The sequence below is a fragment of the Kocuria sp. GQ42 genome (genome assembly GCF_059758435.1).
The window spans coordinates 349,813-371,949 of the sequence record NZ_JCAXEN010000003.1 but is presented as its reverse complement, the minus strand read 5'-3'; the positions used below and the strand labels follow the sequence as shown (position 1 = coordinate 371,949).

General features: G+C 71.1%; 17 protein-coding genes. 7 read left to right on the top strand and 10 right to left on the bottom strand.

All coding sequences use genetic code 11. The features are described from left to right. The 9 genes from AC6CH6_RS09610 to AC6CH6_RS09570 all read right to left on the bottom strand — a co-directional run. Positions 1–908: acyltransferase family protein (locus AC6CH6_RS09610; RefSeq protein WP_498254960.1), on the bottom strand; the 908-nt coding region annotated here is incomplete at its 3' end. Between the two features lie 96 nt (positions 909–1,004). Beyond that, entirely contained in the window at positions 1,005–2,543 is a 1,539-nt protein-coding gene (locus AC6CH6_RS09605) for a SulP family inorganic anion transporter (protein ID WP_498254970.1), read from the bottom strand. Between the two features lie 680 nt (positions 2,544–3,223). Continuing rightward, positions 3,224–4,855, bottom strand: a complete 1,632-nt coding sequence (locus tag AC6CH6_RS09600; protein WP_498254959.1) for a peptide chain release factor 3 — start codon at positions 4,853–4,855, stop codon at positions 3,224–3,226. A 226-nt stretch (positions 4,856–5,081) separates the two neighbouring features. Beyond that, a complete protein-coding gene (locus AC6CH6_RS09595; RefSeq protein ID WP_498254958.1) occupies positions 5,082–6,323 on the bottom strand; it encodes a heparan-alpha-glucosaminide N-acetyltransferase domain-containing protein in 1,242 nt (413 codons plus the stop codon). 153 nt (positions 6,324–6,476) lie between these two features. Beyond that, positions 6,477–7,733 (bottom strand): MFS transporter, encoded by a 1,257-nt coding sequence (locus AC6CH6_RS09590; protein ID WP_498254957.1) that lies wholly within the window; start codon positions 7,731–7,733, stop codon positions 6,477–6,479. A gap of 185 nt (positions 7,734–7,918) precedes the next feature. Beyond that, complete coding sequence (locus AC6CH6_RS09585) at positions 7,919–9,889, bottom strand: tripartite tricarboxylate transporter permease (protein WP_498254956.1); 1,971 nt, start codon at positions 9,887–9,889, stop codon at positions 7,919–7,921. Between the two features lie 15 nt (positions 9,890–9,904). Further along, the gene (locus AC6CH6_RS09580; RefSeq protein WP_498254955.1) at positions 9,905–11,002 is read right to left on the bottom strand and encodes a type 2 periplasmic-binding domain-containing protein; all 1,098 of its coding nucleotides are present in this window, start codon (positions 11,000–11,002) and stop codon (positions 9,905–9,907) included. A 58-nt stretch (positions 11,003–11,060) separates the two neighbouring features. Beyond that, the gene (locus AC6CH6_RS09575; protein ID WP_498254954.1) at positions 11,061–12,137 is read right to left on the bottom strand and encodes a PrpF domain-containing protein; all 1,077 of its coding nucleotides are present in this window, start codon (positions 12,135–12,137) and stop codon (positions 11,061–11,063) included. Positions 12,138–12,437: 300 nt separating this feature from the next. Continuing rightward, complete coding sequence (locus AC6CH6_RS09570) at positions 12,438–13,376, bottom strand: LysR family transcriptional regulator (RefSeq protein ID WP_498254953.1); 939 nt, start codon at positions 13,374–13,376, stop codon at positions 12,438–12,440. Between the two features lie 243 nt (positions 13,377–13,619). On the opposite strand from AC6CH6_RS09570, the gene AC6CH6_RS09565 reads away from it, so the two are divergent. The 4 genes from AC6CH6_RS09565 to AC6CH6_RS09550 are packed head-to-tail and all read left to right on the top strand — an operon-like array spanning position 13,620 to position 18,331. Further along, on the top strand, positions 13,620–14,753 hold the full coding sequence (locus tag AC6CH6_RS09565; protein WP_498254969.1) for a PrpF domain-containing protein: 1,134 nt from the start codon (positions 13,620–13,622) through the stop codon (positions 14,751–14,753). Then, positions 14,746–15,930 (top strand): Bug family tripartite tricarboxylate transporter substrate binding protein, encoded by a 1,185-nt coding sequence (locus tag AC6CH6_RS09560; protein ID WP_498254952.1) that lies wholly within the window; start codon positions 14,746–14,748, stop codon positions 15,928–15,930. The genes AC6CH6_RS09565 and AC6CH6_RS09560 overlap by 8 nt, the downstream gene beginning before the upstream one ends. A 9-nt stretch (positions 15,931–15,939) precedes the next feature. Then, complete coding sequence (locus tag AC6CH6_RS09555) at positions 15,940–17,904, top strand: tripartite tricarboxylate transporter permease (RefSeq protein WP_498254951.1); 1,965 nt, start codon at positions 15,940–15,942, stop codon at positions 17,902–17,904. A 31-nt stretch (positions 17,905–17,935) separates the two neighbouring features. Beyond that, entirely contained in the window at positions 17,936–18,331 is a 396-nt protein-coding gene (locus AC6CH6_RS09550) for a universal stress protein (protein ID WP_133409526.1), read from the top strand. A 61-nt stretch (positions 18,332–18,392) separates the two neighbouring features. On the opposite strand, the gene AC6CH6_RS09545 is transcribed toward AC6CH6_RS09550, so the two are convergent. Beyond that, positions 18,393–18,752 carry a universal stress protein gene (locus AC6CH6_RS09545; protein WP_017831800.1) on the bottom strand — a complete coding sequence of 120 codons (360 nt, stop codon included), beginning with the start codon at positions 18,750–18,752 and terminating at the stop codon, positions 18,393–18,395. A gap of 308 nt (positions 18,753–19,060) precedes the next feature. Between AC6CH6_RS09545 and AC6CH6_RS09540 the strand changes: the two genes are divergently transcribed. From AC6CH6_RS09540 to AC6CH6_RS09530, 3 genes are read left to right on the top strand one after another with little or no spacing between them, the layout of a single operon-like run. Beyond that, a complete protein-coding gene (locus AC6CH6_RS09540) occupies positions 19,061–20,017 on the top strand; it encodes a tripartite tricarboxylate transporter substrate binding protein (protein ID WP_498254968.1) in 957 nt (318 codons plus the stop codon). After that, complete coding sequence (locus tag AC6CH6_RS09535; protein WP_419967640.1) at positions 20,017–20,592, top strand: tripartite tricarboxylate transporter TctB family protein; 576 nt, start codon at positions 20,017–20,019, stop codon at positions 20,590–20,592. The genes AC6CH6_RS09540 and AC6CH6_RS09535 overlap by 1 nt, the downstream gene beginning before the upstream one ends. A gap of 1 nt (position 20,593) precedes the next feature. Further along, positions 20,594–22,099: a tripartite tricarboxylate transporter permease gene (locus tag AC6CH6_RS09530; RefSeq protein ID WP_498254950.1), complete on the top strand. Its 1,506-nt coding sequence runs from the start codon at positions 20,594–20,596 to the stop codon at positions 22,097–22,099. Positions 22,100–22,137: the final 38 nt, after the last annotated feature.

Sequence of the window (22,137 nt, the reverse complement as noted above, 5' to 3'; positions counted from 1 at the left end):
TCGGGTGCCAGGGCCCCGCCGAGCAGGATCGCGGCGGCGCCGAGGGTGGGGGCCAGGGCGATGGTGCCGGGGAAGCGGGTGTCGGGCCCGATGAGGAAGGGGGTGGCGAGGATCGCGGCCAGTCCGGCCCAGCCCAGGACCACCCCGGTCACCCGGGCCGGGGCGGTCCGGCGCCGGGAGGCCGTGCCCGAGGCGCCGGAGCCGGCCAGGGCCAGGGCGGCCATGGAGCCCAAGGCGAACTCCCACAGCCGGGTCAGGGTGCTGAAGTAGGCGGCCTCGGGCCCGGCCGCCGTCGCCACCACCGACCAGGCCAGGGAGCCGGCGAACACGGCGGCGAACACGGCCCAGGCGACCGGCCGGAACCCGATCCCCATCCGCCGGGCCGTCACGGCGGCGCCGGCCAGCAGCAGCGGCCACACCAGGAACACCTGGCCCTGCACCGACAGCGACCACATGTGCTGCAGCGGGGTGGTGGCCGCGGAGTTGCCGGCGTAGTAGTCCACGGCCTGTCCGGCCAGGACCCAGTTCACGACGTAGAACAGTGACCCCCAGGCCTGGGTCAACAGGTCGGCCCACCGGCTGGGCGGGAAGACGGCGAACACCGCGGCGAGCACGGCCAGCAGCAGCACCGCCACCGGGCCCAGCAGTCGGGCGAAGGTCCGGGTCCAGTAGGCCGGCAGTTCCAGGGGGCGGTCGTGTTCGATCCGGCGGGCGAAGGAGCCGGTGAGCAGGAACGCGGAGAGCACGAAGAACACGTCCACCCCGCCGGAGACCTTCTCGGTCCACACGTGGAAGGCCACCACCAGCAGCACCGCCACCCCGCGCAGACCCTGCAGATCCGGGCGGTGCCGGGTCCGAGGGACGGGGGCGGTCGGTGTCGTGGTGGCGGTCGGTGTCGGGTGCGTCATGGGAGACGGTGCCTGTCCGGGTCGATGGCGGGTGGAGGGCTGCGGAACCGGTGCCGGGCCAGCGCTGAGGCGGGTCCGGTGCCGGTTCCGGTGCTCCTAGTGCCCGCCGTTGTTGAGCATGCCGCCCAGGCGCACTCGCATCCGGCGGCTGGCCTGGTTGAGTCCCACGATTTCCACGTCCTTGCCGTAGTGGGCGTACTTGTCGGTCACGGAGTCCAGGGCCGCCACGGTAGAGGCGTCCCAGAGGTGGGAGTCGGAGAAGTCGATGACCACCCGCTGGGGGTCTCCGGCGTAGTCGAACATCGTGTAGAGGTCGTTGGAGGAGGCGAAGAACAGCTCCCCGTGCACGGTGTACTTGGCGAAGGTCTCGCCGAAGTGCTCTTCGACGGTGCGGTCCACGGTGACCATGTGGGCGACCCGGCGGGCGAAGGCGACCATGGCCACGAGCACGCCGACGATCACGCCGATGGCCAGGTTGTGGGTCCACACGGTGGCGACCACGGTGGCGAGCATGACCATCGTCTCGGGCAGGGGCATCCGGGACAGGGTAGTGGGGCGGATGGAGTGCCAGTCGAAGGTGGCCCAGGAGACGAAGATCATCACGGCCACCAGGGCCGCCATCGGGATGATCGCCACGACCGGGCCCAGGGCCACGGCCAGCACCAGGACCAGCACGCCGGCGGCGAAGGTCGAGATCCGGGTGCGGGCGCCGGAGGCCTTGACGTTGATCATGGTCTGGCCGAGCATCGCGCAGCCGCCCATTCCGCCGAAGAACCCGGTGATGATGTTGGCCCCGCCCTGGCCCCAGGACTCGCGGGTCTTGTTGGAGTGGGTGTCGGTGACGTCGTCGACGAGCTTGGCCGTCATCAGGGATTCGAGCAGGCCCACGATGGCCATGGTGAAGGCGTAGGGGGCGATGATCTGGAACGTCTCGACGGTCAGCGGCACGTCGGGGAGGAACAGGGTGGGCAGCGCGTCGGGCAGCTCGCCCTTGTCGCCCACGGTCGGCACGACGATCGCGGCCAGCACCGCGATGAGGGCGACGACGACGATGGCCACCAGCGGGGGCGGGACCGCCTTGGTGAAGCGCGGCAGCACGAAGATGATGACCAGGCCCAGAATAGTGAGCGGGTAGACCAGCCAGGGCACGCCGATGAGTTCGGGGATCTGGGAGGTGAAGATCAGGATGGCCAGGGCGTTGACGAAGCCCACCATGACCGACCGGGGGATGAAGCGCATCAGCTTCGCGGCACCGACCAGCGCGAGGACCACCTGGAAGATCCCGGCCAGGATCACCGCGGCGAGAAAGTAGTCGATGCCGTGGGAGGCCACCAGCGGGGCGATGACCAGGGCGGTGGCCGCGGTGGCTCCGGAGATCATCGCCGGGCGCCCGCCCAGGAAGGAGATGGTCACCGCCATGATGGAAGCCGCGAACAGTCCCACCTGCGGGTCCACCCCGGCGATCAAGGAGAAGGCGATGGCCTCGGGGATCAGCGCCAGGGCCACGACCAGGCCGGCCAGGATCTCGGTCTTGAGCCGGCGCGGGGACTTCAGGGTGCCCAGCACGGACTGGCGCCGCTCGGGCGACAGCTCGACATGGCCGGGGGCCTTCTGATCCTCCTCCGCCGGGCTCATCACGGGCAGGGCGCCGGTGCGTGGCGCGCGTTCATCGCGGGTGCTGGCCATAGAGGTTTCTCCAATGCTGCGGTTGCGGGCACACGGGCGCCCTCGGCAATGCCCCGAACGGGACGATCAAAGGGGCGCTGCGTCGCGCCGGCAGGAGATCGGGATCGGGCCGCCGCATCGACGGGGCGACTGACCTGGTTCACGACTCTACTCTAACGTCACGGTAGAGTTGGGCTGCGTTCGTGGGAGGTACCTCACAGTGCGCCACTACGGTCGAGCCCCGGTGCTGAGGTCGTGGTGACGCCGGGCCGTGGTGACATCCGCGAAGGCACCAGGACCGCGGAGTGAAGAGAGCACACCATCGACGACGAAAGCGGCAGGAATGACTGACAGGCCGCAGAATGTCGACGGAGTGCTGGGCCCGCTGGCCGGCACGGCCGTGGGCGACGGACTGGGCGCTCTCTTCGAGGGGCAGTCCTCGGTGTCGGCCACGACTCCGGACCTACAGCGCTCCTGACGCCACACCTCTCCGTGGCCCCGACGATGCGCCGGGGCGGTCGGGGGTCAGGGTGCTCACCGAGGAACGAGGCCCGACGGGACGTGCGCGACGACGGCTGCCGTGGCGACGGCGACGGTCACCAGCGGGGCGCCGGATGGGCGGCTCGTCGATGGTACGGGGGCGAGGGTGCTCAGTCGAGGTCCCCGCCGATCGGTTCCAGGGCGACCTCGGGGGCGTGGGTGGCCACGCGGCCGAGCTTCCACTTGTCGCTGAACACCGCGATCGGCTCGCCGTCGGCCCGCCGGAGGACCTCGGTCCCGGGGATGCGGTTGAGGACCTCGGGGTCCGGGGCGATGACCCGCCGGGCGAGGGTGTAGGTCAGGGGCTCCAGGCGCACCTGCGCGCCGAACTCCCGGTTCATCCGGTCGGCGATGACCTCGAACTGCATCGGCCCCACCGCCGCCAGCACCGGGGCCTGGTCCCCCCGGGCCTCGGAGCGCAGCACCTGGATCACTCCCTCGTGCTCGAGCTGGGTGATCCCGCGGCGGAACTGCTTGGCCCGCCCGGCGTCCACCGCCCGGGCCACCTGGAAGTGCTCGGGGGAGAAGTGCGGGATGGGCGGGAAGGTCACCGGCGTGTCCACGTACACGCTGTCCCCGGCTCGCAGCGCCGAGGCGTTGACGAGGCCCACCACATCCCCGGGGAACGCCGTCTCGATGGTCTCCCGGTCCCGGCCGAACACGTGGTGGGCGTACTTGGTGGCGAACGGCTTGCCCGTGGCCGCGTGGGTGAGGACCATCCCGCGGTGGAACACACCGGAGCACACCCGCAGGAACGCCACGTGGTCCCGGTGGGCGCGATCCATCCCTGCCTGCAGCTTGAACACGAACCCGGAGAACGGCGCGTCCACCGGACGCGGGGCACCGTGCGCGTCCACCCGGGCGCCGGCCGGGGGCGCGAGGTCGACCAGGACGTCGAGCAGGGCGGCCACACCGAAGTTCAGGGCGGCGGCGGCGAACAGCACCGGGGTGGACTCCGCCGCGAGAAAGGCCTCGCGCTCGAAGTCACCGTTGCTCTCGGCCACCAGGGCCGCGGTCTCGACCGCCTCCGCCCACGCCGCACCCTCCGACGCCGCGGCCTCTTCGGCGGAGAAGACGTCCACCTCGGCCAGGGAGGCACCGGAGGCCACCCTCCGGTACCGGGTGTAGGCGCAGCTGCGCGGATCCAGAGTGCCCCGGAAGTCCCCGGACAGTCCCACCGGCCAGGTCAGGGGCACAGGGACCCGCCCGGTGCGCTGCTGGACCTCGTCCATCAGCTCCAGGGCGTCCTTGCCCGGCCGGTCCCACTTGTTGATCACGGTGATCACCGGCAGGCCCCGTCGCCGGCACACGTCGAAGAGCTTCAGGGTCTGGGTCTCCAGGCCCTTGGCGGCGTCGATGAGCATCACCGCGCAGTCCACCGCGGCCAGCACCCGGTAGGTGTCCTCGGAGAAGTCGGCGTGGCCGGGAGTGTCGAGGAGGTTGAACACGGTGTCCCGGTAGGTGAACTGCAGAGCGGCCGAGCTGATCGAGATGCCCCGCTCCTGCTCCATCTGCAGCCAGTCCGAGACGGTCGCCTTCCGGCTGGCCTTGCCGTGCGTGGCACCGGCCTCCGCGATGACGTGTGCGTGCAGGGCCAGGGCTTCCGTCAGCGTCGACTTGCCCGCGTCCGGGTGCGAGATCACCGCGAACGTCCGCCGCCGGGACGCCTCCCGGCGCACCTTGGCGGCCGCATCCTGGCCGGTCGTCTCGGCCGGCGAGCGTTCTGGGTGGTGGACAGACATGGCTCTGAATCTACTCTGACGTCAAGGTATTTTTTCGACGCGTGATGCACCATCCTGACACGTTCTGCACCACCGCCCCCCGGAGCGGTTCTGGTCCCGGTGGCCGAGGCCCCGGCGGCCACTCCCCCGTGCGCTGCTGCCGGTGCTCACCACGGTGCGGGTCATGGAACTGGTCGGCTGCACCCCCGAGCGGTTGCCCAGGCCAGACGAGCGCAACGGTTCCAGCTCACCGGTCCTCCGGGAGCCGACCGGGCCTCAGGACCAGGCCACGGCCGGCGCCGGCGGCCCGGGCCAGGAGCCGCTCCAGCGGGCCCCGGCCGAAGGCGCGCTGCCAGGCCACTGCGAACAGCGCCGCGACCGCCACGTGGATGAGGAACCACAGGAGCGGCACCTCGTAGTGGAGCATGGCGGCGAGGGCCAGCAGGTGCGCCGAGTAGAGCGTCAGGGTCATCGACCCCATGGCGCTCAGCGGCAGCAGCCAGGCACCGGCCCGCCGGGCCACGAGGAGGAGGAGACCCAGCACGGCGGCGCCGGAGCCGAGGTCCTGGAGGATCGCCACCGGGGTGTTGGTGTGCGGACCGGGGATCAGCAGCCACCACCAGGAGGTGTCGGGCAGGACCGGGTCCGGCCCCCAGACGATGATCTCGTCGATCAGGTCCTCGCTCAGCCACGGGGTGGAGCTCATGAGCTGGTCGTAGCCCCCGGACTGGAGGACCAGCACCCAGTACACCAGCCACGCCCCCACGGCCAGGGCGAGCCCCGCCACCAGCAGCCGGCCCTGGACGCGCACGGCCCGCAGGTTCAGCCGGCCGATGGCCATCCCGGCGAGCAGGTAGGCCAGGTACGGGACCGCGGGATAGGTGCCGGTGAACAGCACCTGGGCCAGGACGGTCCCCGGCTCGGCGAGCACGTCGGCGAAGGTCGGGTTGTACACCTCCAGCGCGGGCAGCACTCCCCGGAGCGCCTGCATCAGCACCGGCCCCACCACGGCGGTCGCGGCGGCGAGACCGAACAGCGTCCGCGCCGGCAGGTGCAGGAAGGGGATCGCCAGCAGGAAGAACATGCCGTAGTAGACGAGGATGTCGTAGGCGGGCGGGTCCGCCGGCATGACCTGGTTGATCAGCAGCCCCAGCCCGGTGATCAGCACGGCCCGGACGAGCAGCCCCACGCGGTCGGCGGTCATCGTCCGGCCCCGGTGCGGGGTGCGCCCGCCGGAGGAGAAGGCCAGGCCCACCCCGGCCAGCAGCGCGAACAGGGCCGCGGCGCGGCCCGCGAACAGCTCCCACTGCAGCGTGGGCCCGTAGGTCTCGGGGTTCCAGGCGGGCAGGATGTGGATCGACATCATCCCGACCAGGGCGAGGCCCCGGGCGGCGTCGACCCCCACGAGCCGGCGCCTGCGGACCAGCGGCAGGACCGGGTCCTCCTCTGCTGACCGTGCACCGGGTGCAGGGTGGTGGGCGTTGACCATGGCGGCGGGTTCCTTCTGTCGGACGTGCCGACGTGCTCCCGCCCGCCGGCCCGGACCTCTCGGTCCTTCTCGTCCTCCAGCTGACCAGCCGGGATTGTGCCGCCGTTGTGGCGTCCCTGTGCCGGGGCTGTCGAAGTGGTCCCCCGGCCCCGGCTACCGCCGCACGGTCTTCTCCAGCCCGCTGACCAGCAGCACCGCGCACGTGGACCAGATCGCCCCGGCCGGGCCGAGCGGCGCGGCCACCAGGCCGGCCAGCAGGGGCATGGCGACCTGCCCCGCCCGGTTGCCGACCAGCCGCACGGCGAGCGCCGAGCCCCGCCACGAGGCGGGCACGGCGGTGGAGACCAGGGTCATGGTGATCGGCTGGCCAAGGCCCAGGCAGAAGCCGCCCACGAACAGGAGCGCCGCGGCGAGCCACGGCACCGTGATGACGGCCGGCGGGACGGCCAGGGTGATCCCGGCGCCGTAGAGGCTGACCAGCAGCAGCGCCCGGCGGGACATCCGGTGCGCGAGCCACGGCAGCAGGACGCGCGAGACGATCGAGGCGCCGCCGCGCACGGCCAGCAGGACGCCGATCCACGCCGGGGAGACCCCGGCCCGCTCCCCCACCAGCGGCAGGAAGGCCGTGAGGATGTCGAGCATCGCGAGCAGGGCCAGGGACGCCAGCATGTGGGACGGGATGCCGGGGACCTTGAGGATCCGCAGCATCGACGCCCGCGGCGCCGTTCCCGGGACCACCTCGAGCTCACCGGTGGCGGGAGCCGCCTGCTCCGCGGCAGCGTCGTCGTCGTCGTTCCGGGCGGGCGCCCCGGCGGCCCCGGACGCCGGCCGGCGCAGGAGCATGACGGGCACCACGAGGACCGAGAGCCCGGCCCCGATCCACAGGGACAGGGTGATGTCGGCGACCCGCTCGGGCGAGGCGACGTCGCTGCCCGTGCCCAGGAGCACCCCGACCAGCAGCGGACCCACCAGCTGTCCGGCGGAGAAGGCCGCGGTGAACCAGCCGAAGCCCTTGTCCAGCTGGTCCGGCGGGGAGAAGCGGGCGACCGCCGACTGCCCGGCGATGGTGAACACCAGGTGCCCCATGCCCAGCAGGGCGCTCGCCACGGCGACGAGCGCCACGCTGGGCGCCAGGGCCAGCGCACCCGCGCCGAGGGCCAGGACCAGGGCGCCGACGACCACCATGGTCCGCAGGTCCCGCACTCGGTCGGTCATCCGGCCCAGCCACATGGCCGTGACGAGCGGGACCACGGCGTAGGCGGCGGTGACCAGGCCGACCGTCACGGAGTCGGCGTCCAGGGACAGCAGCTTGTAGGTGGTGACCGGGCGCACCAGGTTCAGGGCGGTCTGCGTGAGCAGGGCCCCGGCCACGAGGAACCACAGCCACGCCCCGGAGCGTGCTGGGGGCACCCTCCGCCTCATGCCCGCGCGTCGTCGGCGGGCGACCCCCGTCGTGGCGCACGGCATCCGGGGGCGCAGCCCGGGAGAGCGGGGGTGGGGACGGTCATGGTGGCCCTTTCACGTCGTGGGGGTGGGCCCGCCTCCGTCGGAGGCAGCAGGCCTCATGCTATCGCCGCGCACCGCCCCGGCCTTCCTCAGAGCAGATAGCCGGCCGGCGGCACCAGCTCCGCCAGCTCCACGAGCGCGAAGAGCGCCCCGGCGATGCAGACTGTGTAGATCAGCGCCGGCAGTGCCTTCATGCGAGCCACGACGAGCAGGAACACCACGGCGAAGAGGGCCGAGCCGGCGATCATGCCGAGGCCGAACACCGCCCAGATGAACCCCAGGAGCCAGGCCACCGAGGTCAGCACCACCCGCAGCCGGGACTTCCAGGCATCATCGAAGCGACCGAGCCCGCCCTCCGCCCGGATCCGCACCAGGTCCTTCACCAGGCTGATGCCCGCCAGGAGCAGGCCGATGCCGCCCACGGCCAGAGGAAAGACCTTGCCGCTGGCCGAGAAACCGGTGGCCAGCAGCACCGCCGCGAGGAAGAACAGCAGCGCTCCGATGCTGACGGCCAGGTCCACGAACGGCGGCGCCGCCGGCCCGGACACCTCGGAGGCCTCGGGCTGCGACTCTCCGTCCGCCCTCCTCCGGCGACGCCACGCCACGACGACCGAGGCCAGCGTGACGGCCGCGAGGACGAGGACCACGATCGCGACGAAAGGCCTGGTCAACCACTCGGCCGGGGTGAAGACGCTCACCGTCAGGAAGAAGTAGCGCTCCAGGGGGATGGCCAGGACGTAGGCGATCAGGAAGGGGGCACGGGGGATGTCGGTGACCTTGCAGATCCAGCCGACGACGCCGAGCAGCAGCATCACGTAGAAGACGTTGAGGTTGAGGGGCTCCTGGAACCCGCTCATGAACAGGATGGGGATGAGCGCGGCGGCCAGGACCGGGAAGCTGACGAAGCTCAGCCGCGCCAGCGGACGTGCCATGAAGAAGGCCAGACCGGCCCCGACCACGCTCGCGATCGCGAAGGACCAGACGATGAAGTAGACGAGGTCCAGGTCGTTCTGGATCAGGTTCGGACCGGGCTGGACCCCGAAGATCAACAGGACCCCCAGGAGGAGGGCGAACGGAGCGGCGCCCGGCACACCGAAGAGCAGGGTGGGGATGAGGGCTCCCGACTCGATGCCGTTGCTGGCCGCCGAGGGAGCGATGACGCCGCGCGGGTCGCCCTTCCCGAACGAGGACGTGCCGCGTCGGGCGGCGAAGGCCTGCGCCTGGCCGTAGGCCAGCCACGATCCGGCCGTGGCGCCCACGCCGGGGAGGATCCCGACCCCCACCCCGACGGCGGAGCCCCGCAGGACATCGCCCTTGTGCCGCAGGACGTCCCGGGCGCCGCGCCCCCAGCCGCCGCCGAGATCGAGCTTGCCGCTCGCCACGGCCTTCTTCTGCGCCACGAGGTCGATGATCTCCGCGACGCCGAAGATGCCCAGCGCGGCGGCGACCAGGCCGATGCCCTCGGTCAGGTACTCGCTGCCCAGCGTGTAGCGGTACTCCGCCGACACCGGGGACACGCCGACGAGGCCCAGGGCCAGACCGAAGGCCGAGATCATGAGCCCCTTCACCACGTTCCCCTTCGAGAGCGTGGCCGTCAGGAAGATGCCCATCACGATCAGCGCGAAGACTTCCGGCGATCCGAAGGCGCTGACGAGGGGTTGTGCCACGGGGACGACCAGGGTCAGGGCGACGATGCCGATGAGACCGCCGACCATGGAGGACAGGAAGCTCGCGGACAGCGCCCGACCGCCCTGCCCCTTCTGCGCCATGGAGTGCCCGTCCAGGAGGAAGACGGAGGCGGACGCCGATCCGGGGATGCCCAGCACCACGGAGGTGATGACGTCCGAGGTGTGGACCACGGCCACGGCTCCGATGATCATGGCGATGGCCTGTTCGGGTTCGAGCACGAAGACGAACGGCAGGAGCACCGCCACCGCCCCGGTGCCGCCCAGGCCGGGGATGACTCCGATGATGAGACCGACCACCACACCGACCGCCAGGTAGATGAGCATGGTGGGGTCGGCGAACTGCGCCAGGGCTGAAGTTGCTGCGTCGAGCATGATGGTTCCTCCGGGTCAGTCGAGCACGGCGCCGTGCTCGTCGGTCAGGAAGTCCTTGGTGAAGGACAGGACCTCCGGATCGAGGTCGATGGCGGCACGGAAGTCCGTCCGGGCGGAGCGCCCGGACACGAGGTCGTACCCGCCGAGCGCCGACTTGCTCTCGGCGCGGAACTCGGTGTCGTCGTTGAGGGCCCGGGTCAGCCGGTGGTAGGTGTCGACGACCCCCTGGTCGGTGCCCGCGTTGGACCACAGGCCCTTCTGGAAGAAGAACCCGGGCGTCACGAACGACCGGTAGGCCTCGAAGGCGATGGGCGCCGCGTCCGCGCCGCGGAACTCCCGCAGCAGTTCGTCGACCGTGGGGATGTCGGGAACGTTGGGGTCGCGGACGATCCTGCCGTTCTCCAGGACGCCGACCGAGAGGATGGGGTGGGCCTTGCCCTGGTCGACCAGCGGCTGGATCTGGGACAGGTAGGACGACGTCGTCTGGAAGTCCAGGTCGGTCTCGTTGCGCTGGACCGCCAGGCGGCTGGGGCCACGGCCCTCGAAGCCGAAGATGCCGTCGACCTTCACCCCGAGCGCCTCGAGGGCGAGCAGCGGCACCAGGTCCAGCCCGGAGGCGGAGATGCCACCCAGCTTGGGGCGCTCCCGCCGGTCCATCAGGTCGGCGGCGGACCGGATGCCGCTCGCGCCACCGGCGTAGAGCACTGCCCCGGTGCCGTTGAGCACCAGTGGCTCCATGGCGGAGAAGTCGAAGTTCGCGGTGTGGTGGCCGAGCATGTTCTGGAAGTACGTGGTGGCCGAGGAGACCAGGAGCTGCTGACCGCCGGTGACGCCCGCCGCGGTGTAGGCGTTGGTCCCGGTGATCGACTCCCCGCCCGGCGTGTTCTCGACCTGGTAGCGGTCGACGCCCTCCTGCCGCTCGGCGAAGTACGGGGTGATGAAGCGGGCCCACGTGTCCGTGCCCCCGCCCGCGCTGTAGGGGACGACGACGTCGACGATGCGTTGGCCGGACGGCTGGTACGAGGACTGTGCAGGTGCGCATCCTGCCAGGCCGCCGAGGGCGGCGGCGCCGCCGGCCAGCAGCAGGGTGCGGCGCGAGAGGCGCGGGGTCATGGCAACTCCTTCTTGTCGGTCGTCGAGGGGCACTGCGGGCGGGCGGGCGAGAGGGCCCTCATCGGCCGGCCTCGGAGAGGTGGAGCACCGTGGTGGCCAGCGTGCGGGCGGTGCGCCCGACGCCCACGAGCACGTCCGCACCCGTGCGGTCCGTGAAGGTGCGCAGCACTCCCGCCGGCGTCCGCAGCCGCAGGCCGTCCTCGGCGCGTCCGCGCACGAGCTCTTCCACGAGGGTGCCCGCGGTCCACGAGGCCACGGTGAGGGCGACGCTGCTGGTGATGGGCATCGCCGGGTGCGGCCGGCCCATGGACAGCGCCAGGACCTGGAGATCTGCATCCTCGGTCGGCGAGGGGCCGACCACGCAGATCTTGGGCACCGCCCGGGCCGCGGAGGCGGGGGCGTCTGCCATGCCGATGGCCACGGCTGCGGCCCGCCGGAGTTCGTCGAGCACCCCCAGGTGCGGTTCCACCCGGTGGACCCACTGCGCGTGGTCCGCCGCGCGGAGGCCGAAGTCTTCCGCGGACAGCACGACGAGCGGGGCTCCCGCGTCCACCACGCTGGCCCGGTGCGCCCGGCCGTCCCGGGTGAACACGTGCTGGGCGCTGCCGGTCGGCAGCGTCGCGCCGGTGGTGCGCCCGGCCGGATCGACGAACCCCAGCCCGACGTCGTGACCGGGGAAGACCGCCCCGGGCATCGTTCCGGTCGGCGCCTCCGGGAGCCGGCCACCGGGAGTGGCGACGCGCTGGACGATGACCTGACCCGTGTTCGTGTTGTACGTGGTCACACGGGTAGCCGGCTCCCCCAGGGGGACCCAGCCGTGCTCCACAGCGAACAGGCCCGCGGTGGTCGAGCAGTTTCCGCAGTTGCTGCCCCAGTCCACCGTGGCCTCCTCGATCCCCACCTGGGCGAAGGTGAAGTCGACGTCGATCCCGTCACGCTCGGAACGCTCGAGGATCACCGCTTTGCTGGTGGTGGACGTGCCTCCGCCCACACCGTCCCGCTGGTGGGCATCGGGGCTGCCGAACAGGCGGGGCAGCAGGCTGCCGGCGGTGCCCCCCGCCTGGGCGAGGGCGCTCGCCTCGAAGACCCAGCACTTGCTGGTCCCTCCGCGCATCCAGCTCGCTTCGATGTCCACGGTGTGTCTCCCATCACGTCTGTCGGAGATCCCAGCGTGAACGAAAGCCGCCATTGAAAACAATGTTGGAGAACTTCAGCATCCTGAAGCGATACTTCAATCATGCGCGGACGGGACGGGGGGCATTCCGTTCGGCCGCCCCCGTCGCTCCCCGGTCCAGCCCCGCCCTGCCGGGGAACGGGGCTCGTCCCGCACGACCGGTGGACCCCCGACGAGTTCTGCTCAAGGCGCCGCGGGCCGCCTCGGCGAGATCACGCCCGTGCCACTCCCCCGCGTGCCGCACGCACGAGGTCTATCGGCCTAGAGGTAGTCCCCGGCCCGCTCCCGCGCGACCTCGAGGAGCGTCGAGTGGAAGGCGACCTCCGCCGGGGCGTAGACCTTGTCCTGCCGCTGCGCGAGGAGCACCCGGCGCAACGGCGCCTCGGGGCCCAGCCCGAGCACGCGCACGTCGGGGTGCTGGAGCGCCACGGCGGTCCTGGGCACCATGGCCACGCCCATGCCGACGCTGACCATGGCCTGCGCCTCCTGGTAGTCGTTGGCCAGGAAGCCGATGGTCGGCTCGAACCCGGCGTCGGTGGCGGAGCGCTGCAGCACCTCCACCACGGGGTGGGCATCGGCGCGCACGATCCAGGACTCGTCACGGAGTTCCTCCATCGACACGCTGTCGCGGCCGGCCAGGGCGTGGCCCTTGGACACCAGGATCACGGTGCTCTCGCGGAAGACCTCCGTCACCCGGACGGCGTCGTCGTCGAACGGGCTCCACGGGTAGTCCCACAGCAGGCACAGCCCCGTGGCGCCGGACTCCAGGTCTGCCAGCAGTTCGTCGAAGCGCGCGCTGCGCACGGACAGCCCGATGGCCGGATAGCGCTTCTTGAAGACGGTGATGACCGCGGGCAGGAACGACCCCGCGAGGGTGGGGAAGGTTCCCACGGACAGGGAGCCGCGCTTGAGCCCCGCGATCTGGTCGAGATCCGACTGGGCCGCCTGCATCTGCCGGAAGATCTTCCGGGCGTGCCCGGCCAGCACCTGCCCGGCCTCGGTGGGCACCACTCCGCGCGAACGCCGGTTCAGGAGGGGCTGTCCCACCTCCTGCTCGAGCTTCCGCAGCTGCTGGGACACGGCCGACGGCGTGTACATCATCGATTCGGCCGCAGCCGTGATGGAACCGTGCTCGACCACCTCCAGCAGCAGCGCAAGCCGTCTCGTGTCGAACGATCTGTCCGATCCTGAGTTAAGCATTTCTCCACCCGGGGTCTTCATTCGTTCATCCTCTTCATCTGGACGCCCCACTGCGGAAGGCCGGGGCGATCCGGCTCGGCGATCAAGGCCTCAGCAACAGCCGGCGCCCGCGCGCTTCCAATGCATTAAGCAACAGTACATCCCGTTGTAGAAATTGAACCTGGCCTTCAGCTGATCGGTGGCTCACTCTTCTTCTCGAACCACCGCCCCGTACGACGGAACTGAGGAGACATGGCCGGAACGATCAACATCACGGCACAGTGGATGCGCGGAGGCACCAGCAAGTGCTGGGTCTTCGAGGACAGGAACCTGCACGCGGACGGACACAGTCTCGACGAGCTGCTGCCGCGGCTCTTCGGCAGTCCGGACCCCCGGCAGATCGACGGGGTGGGCGGGGGGACCTCGACCACCAGCAAGGCCGTGATCCTCCGCCCTGCCGACGACGACGAGGCCGACGTGGAGTTCACCTTCGCCCAGGTGGGCATCGAGGAGGCCACGGTGGACTGGGGCAGCAACTGCGGCAACTGCTCGGCGGTCGTGGGCCTGTACGCGCTGGAGAAGGGCTGGGTGGTCCCCACGGGGGAGATGACCCGCATCGTCACCCGCAACACCAACACCGGCCAGATCATCGTCCAGCGGGTGCCCACTCCCGACCGCCGCCTGCCGTCCGTTCCGGACGCCCACATGCCGGGGGTCCCCTTCCCCGGCTACCGGGTGGGGCTGGGGTTCCAGGACCCCGCCGGCAGGACGACGGGGCAGCTGCTGCCCACCGGTGCGCCCACCGACACGATCACCGCCGCCGGCACGACCCTGACGGTGTCACTGGTCGACGCCGGGGCGCCGGTGGTGATCGTCCGGGCCGAGGAGCTGGGCCTGGACCCGGACCACTACGAGAGCTGGGGCCCCGCGGTGGAGCTGCAGCTGGAGGTCCTCGAGCACGTGCGCCGCCAGGCGGCCGTGCGGATGGGCCTGGCCACCACCGTGGCCGGCGCCGCGCGGGCGATCCCCAAGCTCGCGATCGTCGCGGCCCCGACCCCCGCCGATCCGACGTGCGACGTCAATGTGATGATGCTGTCGATGGGTCGGCCCCATCCGGCCCTGGCCATCACCGGCAGCGTCGCCCTGACCCTGGCCACCCGCACTCCGGGCACGGTGCTGCACGACATCGCCGGACGGGCCGAAGGGAACACGCTCTGGCTGCGCACCCCGGCCGGGGTGATCGAGACCTGGAGCGAGGAGAACGAGGGGATGCTGCTCGTGGGGGCCGACCGCACCGCCCGCACCCTCGCCACCGCCACCATTCATCTGCCCGAGGCTCCCGGCGCGGCCGTCGCAGCCGCCGCCGGGGCGGACCCTCGAGGAGCCCACCATGACTGACCACACCCAGCGGACGACCTCACCCGCTGTCGACGCCGGTGACCACCAGCCCGACCCGCCCGCTCACCGGCGCCGGACGGTCCTGGCGGCGGTGGCCGGTTTCGGGGTGCTGGGCCTGGTGGCCACGGTGCTGGGCGGCAACATCCTCAACCCTCCGGCCACCACCACCGACGGCGACTACGCCGGGGAGACCGTCTCCCTGCTCATCCCCCTGGCCGAGGGCGGTGGCACCGACACCTGGGCCCGGTTCATCGGCGCGGAGATGACCGAGCACATCCCCGGGCACCCCGGCTTCTCCCCGGTCAACGAGGCCGGCGGCGAGGGCATCACCGGCAGCAACCAGTTCGTCACGTCCGCCGAGCCCGACGGCACGGAGCTGCTGGTGAGCACGGCCACCACGGTGGTGCCCTGGCTGCTGGAGCGGGAGGCCGTCCACTACTCCTTCGACGAGCTCGAGCCCGTGCTGGTCAACGGCACCGGCGGCGTCATCTACGCCCGCACCGACGCCGGGGTGCAGGACGTGGAGGACCTCGTGGACCGGGACACCCCACTGGAGTTCGGCGGGATCACCGCCACCGGCCTGGACCTGACCACGCTGATCGCCTTCGACCTGCTCGACGCCGACGTCACGGCCACCTTCGGGTTCGAAGGCCGTGGTCCGGTCAACCTCGCCCTGCAGCGCGGGGAGATCGATCTGGACTACCAGACCACCACCAGCTACGAATCGGCCGTGGAAGGACTCGTCGAGGACGGCGACGCGGTCGTGCTGGCGTCCTTCGGTCAGCTCAACGAGGCCGGTGAGGTCGTGCGCGACCCCAACTTCCCGGACGTCCCCACGGTCGTGGAGGCCTACGAGCAGATGCACGGCGAGAAGCCCAGCGGACCCGAGTTCGAGGCGTACAAGACCGTGCTGGGTCTGACCTACACCTACCAGAAGGGCCTGTGGGTCCCGAAGGACACCCCGCCCGAGGCTCTGGCGCTGCTTCGGGAGTCGGCGCAGAAGATGGCTTCCGACACCGCCTTCCTGGAGGAGGCCGAGGAGATCCTGGGCGGCTACCCCCTGGAGTCCGGCGACGACGTCGCGGCCCGGGTGCAGGAGGCCTACACGGTCTCCGACGACACCGTCACCTACATCCGAGACCTCCTCCAGGGGTCCTACGACATCACCGTTCACTGAGGACACCCCATGCTTGATGCAGCTTTCGGAGCCCTGGGCTCCCTGACCGACCCGGGCCTGCTGATCATGCTCGTGATCGGCGCGACCGCCGGCCTGATCATGGGCCTGATCCCCGGACTCGGTGGCACCGGCGCCGTGGCCATCCTCCTGCCGGTGACCTTCGGCATGGACCCCGAGCCCGCCCTGGCGCTGCTCATCGGCGCCCTGGCCGTGGTCCACACCTCCGACACCGTCTCCGCCGTCCTCCTCGGGGCCCCGGGCTCGGCCTCGGCCTCGGTGACCATGCTCGACGGCTACTCCATGGCCAAGAAGGGCCAGGCCGCCCGGGCCCTGACCCTGGCGTTCCTGTCCTCCATGGCCGGGGGCATCATCGGGGCCATCGGACTGACCATCGCGATCCCGCTGGCCCGGCCGCTGGTGCTCTCCTTCGCCAGCCCCGAACTGTTCATGCTCGCCGTCCTGGGCGTGTCCCTGGCCGCGGTGCTCTCCCGCGGCAACGTCCTCAAGGGCCTGACCGCCGGCATGCTCGGCCTGCTGCTGGGCATGGTCGGCATCTCACCCACCACCGCCGAGGAGCGCTTCACCTTCGGCAGCCTCTTCCTCGGCGACGGGCTGTCCCTGGTGGCCGTGGCCCTGGGCGTGTTCGGGCTGGCCGAGATCGCCAGCCGCGCCAGCCAACGCCGCGGGGACACCACCCAGATCACCGTGGGCGGAGGCTGGTTCTCCGGCATCCGCGAGTGGCTCACCCACTGGACCCAGGTCATCCGCGGATCCCTGATCGGGATCTGGGCCGGCATCCTGCCCGGGGTCGGCGCCACCGCCGGCACCTGGCTGGCCTACGGCCAGGCCGTGGCCACCGCCAAGGACAAGTCCAAGTTCGGCAAGGGCGACCCGCGCGGCATCGTCGGGCCCGAGAGCGCGAACAACTCCGTGGAGGCCGGGGACCTGATCCCCACCCTGCTCTTCGGCATCCCCGGCGGCGTCCCCTCGGCGCTGCTGCTGGGCATGCTCCTGACCTACGGCATCCAGCCCGGTCCGGCCATCATCGAGGAGAACCTCGAGCTGATGTACCTGATCGTGTGGTCCTTCGCCATCGCCTCCGTGCTCGGAGCCCTGCTGTGCTTCCTGTCCGTGCGCAAGCTCGCCAAGCTCACCGCCGTTCCCTTCGCCGTGCTCTCTGCCGGGCTCGTGGTCCTCATGCTCCTGGGCTCCTACCAGGACGGCGGGCAGCTGGGCGATCTGTGGGTCATGGTCCTGCTCGGCGTGGCCGGCTGGTTCCTCAAGACCACCGGGGTGCCCCGCGCCCCGTTCCTGATCGGCTTCGTGCTGGCCATCCCGCTGGAGCGCTACTACTTCCTCACCGACAGCCTCTACGAGGGCTTCGAGTGGATGCTGCGCCCCGGGGTCCTGGTCTTCCTGGCGATCCTGATCATCCCGGCGCTGTGGAACCTCTTCAAGACCATTCGTCACCGCCGCAACACCGACAAGGACGACACCCACGACATCGAGGTGGACGACGAGACCCCGCTGGCCGACTCCCCCTACTCCCTGGGGGTGGCGATCGTCGCCGTGGCCCTGTTCGCCGCCGGCCTGGTCGTGGCCACCGGGTTCTCCCCGGAAGCAGGCCTGGTCCCCAGACTGGTCTCCGTCGCCGGGCTGGTCTTCTCGATCGCACTGCTGGTCAAGGAGATCCTCGCGCGCCGCGGCAAGCAGGCCGCCGGGTCCTACCGCCCGCACCTGCGCACCGCGGCGACCACCTTCGTGTGGATGGCCGGGTTCCTGATCCTGGTCTACCTCGGCGGGTACCTGCTGGCGGCCATGATCTTCCTCCCCGCCTTCCTGCTCGTCGTCGCCCGGGCCCGACTCAAGGTCACCTTCATCTACACCGCGGTGGCCCTGGTCGTGCTGCTGGCCCTACCCTCGCTGTTGCCGGTGGACCTGCCCCAGGGCCTGCTCACCCGCTTCGTCAGCTGAACCACACCCACCACTCGTGAAAGGCGTCGTCATGACCCGACCGCACCTGCTCATCGTCGCCAACGACAGCGACTTCGGCCGCCGTGCCCTGGAAGCGGGCGAAGAGATCGCCCTGGAGAAGGGATGGGACGTGGCCGTCCTCTCCACCGAGGCCGACGGCCACGGCCCCGCCCCGGAGGACCTGCCCATCGACCGGGCCAAGCTCGAGGCCGCCGGGGTGCACCTCACGTTCGTCCCTCCGGCCCCGACCATCCACGACGCCGGAGACCAGGCCATCGCCGTGGCCCAGGAGCGCCGGCCGGAGCTGATCGTCCTCGGGATCCGCCGCCGCTCCCGCGTGGGCAAGCTCATCATGGGAAGCGTGGCGCAGAAGATCCTGCTCGAGGTCGACTGCCCCGTCCTGGTGGTCAAGGCGCACCACTCCTGACAGCGCACGAGCTGAAGGCCCGCACCTGAGGTGCGGGCCTTCAGCACGTGCAGGGGACGGATCAGGAGCGCCGGGGCTTGACCGCGATCACCGGGGCGTTGGCCTCGAGGAGCACCTGCTGGGCGGCGCTGCCGAGCAGCAGCTTGCCCACGGGGCTGCGGTGCTTCACGCCGATCACCACGGCGGAGGCGTTCACCTGCTCCGCGGCGTCGAGGAGCTCGCCCACGGCGTCCCGGTTGCGGGTGTCGGGGGTGCGGAAGGTGACGGGCACACCGTTCAGCTCGCTCCCCTCGGGGTCGAGCTGGGCGCCCTCGAGGTTGAAGACCAGCAGGTCCTCCTGGCGGCGTCCGGCCTCCTCGACCGCGGCCGCGAGCGCGGCCTCGCCCTCGGGGGTGCTGGTTCGGGCAACGACGACGGTCATGGGAGCCTCCGCGGTGGGGTGGGGAAATCGGGTGGTGGGAAAGGGGCGTACAAAACGAGGTCCACCCTACGGCCGAACGTGTGAGGGACGTCTCTTCCGGCGTGAGCAGAATGCGCAGAACCAGCACAACGATCAGTACGCACGAAAGGTGGATCAACGGCCGTCGCGTGACCCGGGTCACTTATCGTCGTCAGGAGAGGCTCGGACCGAGCCATGCACCCGCACCCTCCGACCCAGGAAAGTGGATCCCCGTGAGTTCACCACCAGATCAGGCCCAGCAGGGCACGCGACGCCGGCACCCGATCGTCATGACGGTCTACGGCGTCGTCACCGCCGCCGTGGTCGGCCTGGCCGCCTTCTTCTCGTTCCAGTCGGCCACGGCCGGCTCGGACATCCGGGCCAACATGACCCTGATCGCCCCGGCCGGTGCCGGCGGTGGCTGGGACACGTTCATGCGGGAGCAGCAGCAGGCCATGCGGGTCAACAGCCTGGTCAACAACACCCAGGTGGTGAACATCCCCGGTGCGGCCGGCACCATCGGGCTCGGCCAGCTCTCCACCATGGAGGGCCAGGCCAACACCCTGATGGTCACGGGTGCGGGGCTGGTCGCCGGTGTCGCGCAGCTGGACTCGGCCGTCACGCACGACGACGTGCGCCCGATCGCCCGGGTGGTCGAGGAGTACGACGTCGTCGTGGTCCCCGCCGACTCCCCCTACGAGACGATCGACGAGCTCGTCGAGGACTGGCGGGCGAACCCCGCCGAGGTCGCCTGGACCGGTGGCGGCACCTTCGACCAGCTCGTCATGACCGAGCTCGCGCTCGAGACCGGCATCGACCCGTCCGAGACCACCTACATCCCGAAGTCCGGCGGCGGCGAGGCCACCCAGGCCCTGATCACGGGCACCGCGGACGCGGCCACCTCCGGGTACATGGACGTGGCCGACCAGATCGAGGCCGGGCGCCTGAAGGCCCTGGGCATGGCCGCTCCGGAGCGGCTCGAGGGCGTCGACATCCCGACCCTCACCGAGCAGGGCTACGCCGTGGACCTGGCCAACTGGCGGGCCATCCTGGCCCCGCCCGGGATCACCGACGAGGAGTTCGCCGAGCTGCGGACCCTGGTCGAGGAGACCATCGCCACCCCGGAGTGGCAGGAAGCCATCGAGCGCAACAAGTGGACCGAGGTGTACCTCGCGGGCGACGAGTTCGACGAGTTCATGGCCTCGGAGCAGGAGCGCATCGCCATGCTGGTAGAGGAGATCTCCTGATGAGCACCCCCACGTCCTCGCACACCGGCGCCGCCGGAGAGCACCTGACCGACGTCCGGCCCCCGGAGGCGCAGCGGCCGGACACCGCGAGCTCCTGGTGGAGCGGGCGCAGCGGCCTCGTGGTGCCCGCGGTGATGGCCGCCTTCAGCACCTACCTGCTGATCGGCGCCCTGACCATGGACATCCCGGAAGGCACCGACTTCCCCGGCCCCACGTTCTATCCGCTGATCCTCACCGTGGCCGGGTACGTCCTGGCCGCCCTGCTCACCCTCCACTACCTGCGCACCCCCGAGCACCCCGAGGAGCTCTCGGCGCGCACCTGGCGGAGCCACTCGGACTGGTCCGCGGTGCTCTGGTCCGCGGGCGGGTTCCTGGCGTTCGCGCTGACCCTCGAGGTGCTGGGCTGGATCCTGGCCGCCGCCCTGCTGTTCTGGGCCGTGGCCCGGGGCTTCGGCAGCCGCCGGCCCCTGTTCGACATCTCGCTCGCCCTGCTCGTGAGCAGCGCGATCTACCTGGCATTCACCGTCGGCCTGGGGCTCACCCTCCCGTCCGGCATCCTGGGAGGCGGTTTCTGACATGGACGCACTCAATCTGTTGATGGACGGGTTCGCCGGCGCGCTGACCCCCATGAACCTGCTGTGGGTGGTGGTGGGCTGTCTGCTCGGCACCGCCGTGGGCGTGCTGCCTGGCCTGGGCTCCTCCATGGCCGTGGCCCTCCTGCTCCCCATGACCTTCGCCCTGGACCCCACCGCGGCGTTCATCCTGTTCGCCGGCGTGTACTTCGGCGGCCTGTTCGGCGACTCGACGATGGCCATCCTGATGAACACCCCGGGGCAGGGCTCCGCGATCGCCTCGACGTTCGAGGGCCACAAGATGGCCAAGGACGGCCGGGCCCCGCAGGCCCTGGCCACCGCGGCCATCGGCGCGTTCATCGGCGGCATGGTCGCCTCCGTGGTCGTGGTCTTCCTGGCACCCAAGCTCGCCGACTTCTCCGCGAACTTCGGTCCCGCCGAGTACTTCGCGCTGGCACTGTTCGCCTTCGTGGCCACGTCCTCGGTGGTCTCCGACTCCGCGGTCAAGGGCCTGGCCTCCCTGGTCCTCGGCCTGGGCATCGCCACCGTGGGCATCGACGCGATCTCCGGTTCGGAGCGCTTCACCTACGGCTCCGCCAACCTGTTCGACGGCGTCTCGCTGGTGACCGTCTCGGTGGCGATCCTGGCCCTGGGCGAGGTCTTCCACGTGGCCTCCCGGATCCGCCGCGATCCGGCCGCCCACCAGATGAAGGTCACCGGGCGCCCCTTCCTCTCCCGCGCCGAGCTCAAGGAGGCCGCCCCGGCCTGGGCGCGCGGCACCGCGATCGGCCTGCCCTTCGGTGTCATCCCGGTCGGTGGCGCCGAGGTGCCGACGTTCATGTCCTACGACCTCGAGCGCCGGCTCGACCGCCGCCGCCCGAACCCGGTGTTCGGCAAGGGCGCGATCCGTGGCCTGGCCGCCCCCGAGGCCGCCGGCAACGCCACCACGGGCACCGCGATGGGTGCGCTGCTGGCCCTGGGCCTGCCGGTCTCGGCGACCGCGGCGATCATGCTCGCGGCGTTCCAGCAGTACGGCCTGCAGCCGGGCCCGCTGCTGTTCGACCGGGCCCCCGAGCTCGTGTGGGCGCTGCTGGCCAGCTTCTTCATCGCGATGGTCGTGCTGCTGGTCATCAACCTGCCCTTCGCCCAGCTGTGGGCGAAGCTCCTGCTGATCCCCAGCCAGTACCTCTACGCCGGGATCACGGTGTTCTGCGGCTTGGGCATCTACGCGACCTCCGGGGCGATCTTCGACCTGCTGCTGCTGCTCGGGCTGGGCGTGCTGGGCTTCATCATGCGCCGCCACGGCGTGCCGGTGGCCCCGCTGCTGATCGGCATGGTGCTGGGTCCGCTGGCCGAGACCAACCTGCGCGACGGCCTGCTGTCCTCCAACGGCGACTACTCGATCTTTGTCACGGGACCCATCCCGCTGGTGCTCTACGGCCTGCTGTTCATCGTGCTGGCGCTGACCGTCCGGTCCAAGATCGTCAACCGCGCCCGCCAGGACGTGTAGTCCCCGGTTCCACCGCGTGCCGCCGCGCCCCGCCCCGG

What these genes read in the sequence shown, in the direction of transcription:
- AC6CH6_RS09580 (WP_498254955.1), bottom strand. Translation starts at nt 11,002, where the DNA reads ATGACCCCGCGCCTCTCGCGCCGCACCCTGCTGCTGGCCGGCGGCGCC.
- AC6CH6_RS09545 (WP_017831800.1), bottom strand. Translation starts at nt 18,752, where the DNA reads ATGACCGTCGTCGTTGCCCGAACCAGCACCCCCGAGGGCGAGGCCGCG.
- AC6CH6_RS09535 (WP_419967640.1), top strand. Translation starts at nt 20,017, where the DNA reads ATGAGCACCCCCACGTCCTCGCACACCGGCGCCGCCGGAGAGCACCTG.
- AC6CH6_RS09550 (WP_133409526.1), top strand. Translation starts at nt 17,936, where the DNA reads ATGACCCGACCGCACCTGCTCATCGTCGCCAACGACAGCGACTTCGGC.
- AC6CH6_RS09605 (WP_498254970.1), bottom strand. Translation starts at nt 2,543, where the DNA reads ATGAGCCCGGCGGAGGAGGATCAGAAGGCCCCCGGCCATGTCGAGCTG.
- AC6CH6_RS09600 (WP_498254959.1), bottom strand. Translation starts at nt 4,855, where the DNA reads ATGTCTGTCCACCACCCAGAACGCTCGCCGGCCGAGACGACCGGCCAG.
- AC6CH6_RS09530 (WP_498254950.1), top strand. Translation starts at nt 20,594, where the DNA reads ATGGACGCACTCAATCTGTTGATGGACGGGTTCGCCGGCGCGCTGACC.
- AC6CH6_RS09595 (WP_498254958.1), bottom strand. Translation starts at nt 6,323, where the DNA reads ATGGTCAACGCCCACCACCCTGCACCCGGTGCACGGTCAGCAGAGGAG.
- AC6CH6_RS09585 (WP_498254956.1), bottom strand. Translation starts at nt 9,889, where the DNA reads ATGCTCGACGCAGCAACTTCAGCCCTGGCGCAGTTCGCCGACCCCACC.
- AC6CH6_RS09560 (WP_498254952.1), top strand. Translation starts at nt 14,746, where the DNA reads ATGACTGACCACACCCAGCGGACGACCTCACCCGCTGTCGACGCCGGT.
- AC6CH6_RS09555 (WP_498254951.1), top strand. Translation starts at nt 15,940, where the DNA reads ATGCTTGATGCAGCTTTCGGAGCCCTGGGCTCCCTGACCGACCCGGGC.
- AC6CH6_RS09540 (WP_498254968.1), top strand. Translation starts at nt 19,061, where the DNA reads ATGACGGTCTACGGCGTCGTCACCGCCGCCGTGGTCGGCCTGGCCGCC.
- AC6CH6_RS09570 (WP_498254953.1), bottom strand. Translation starts at nt 13,376, where the DNA reads ATGCTTAACTCAGGATCGGACAGATCGTTCGACACGAGACGGCTTGCG.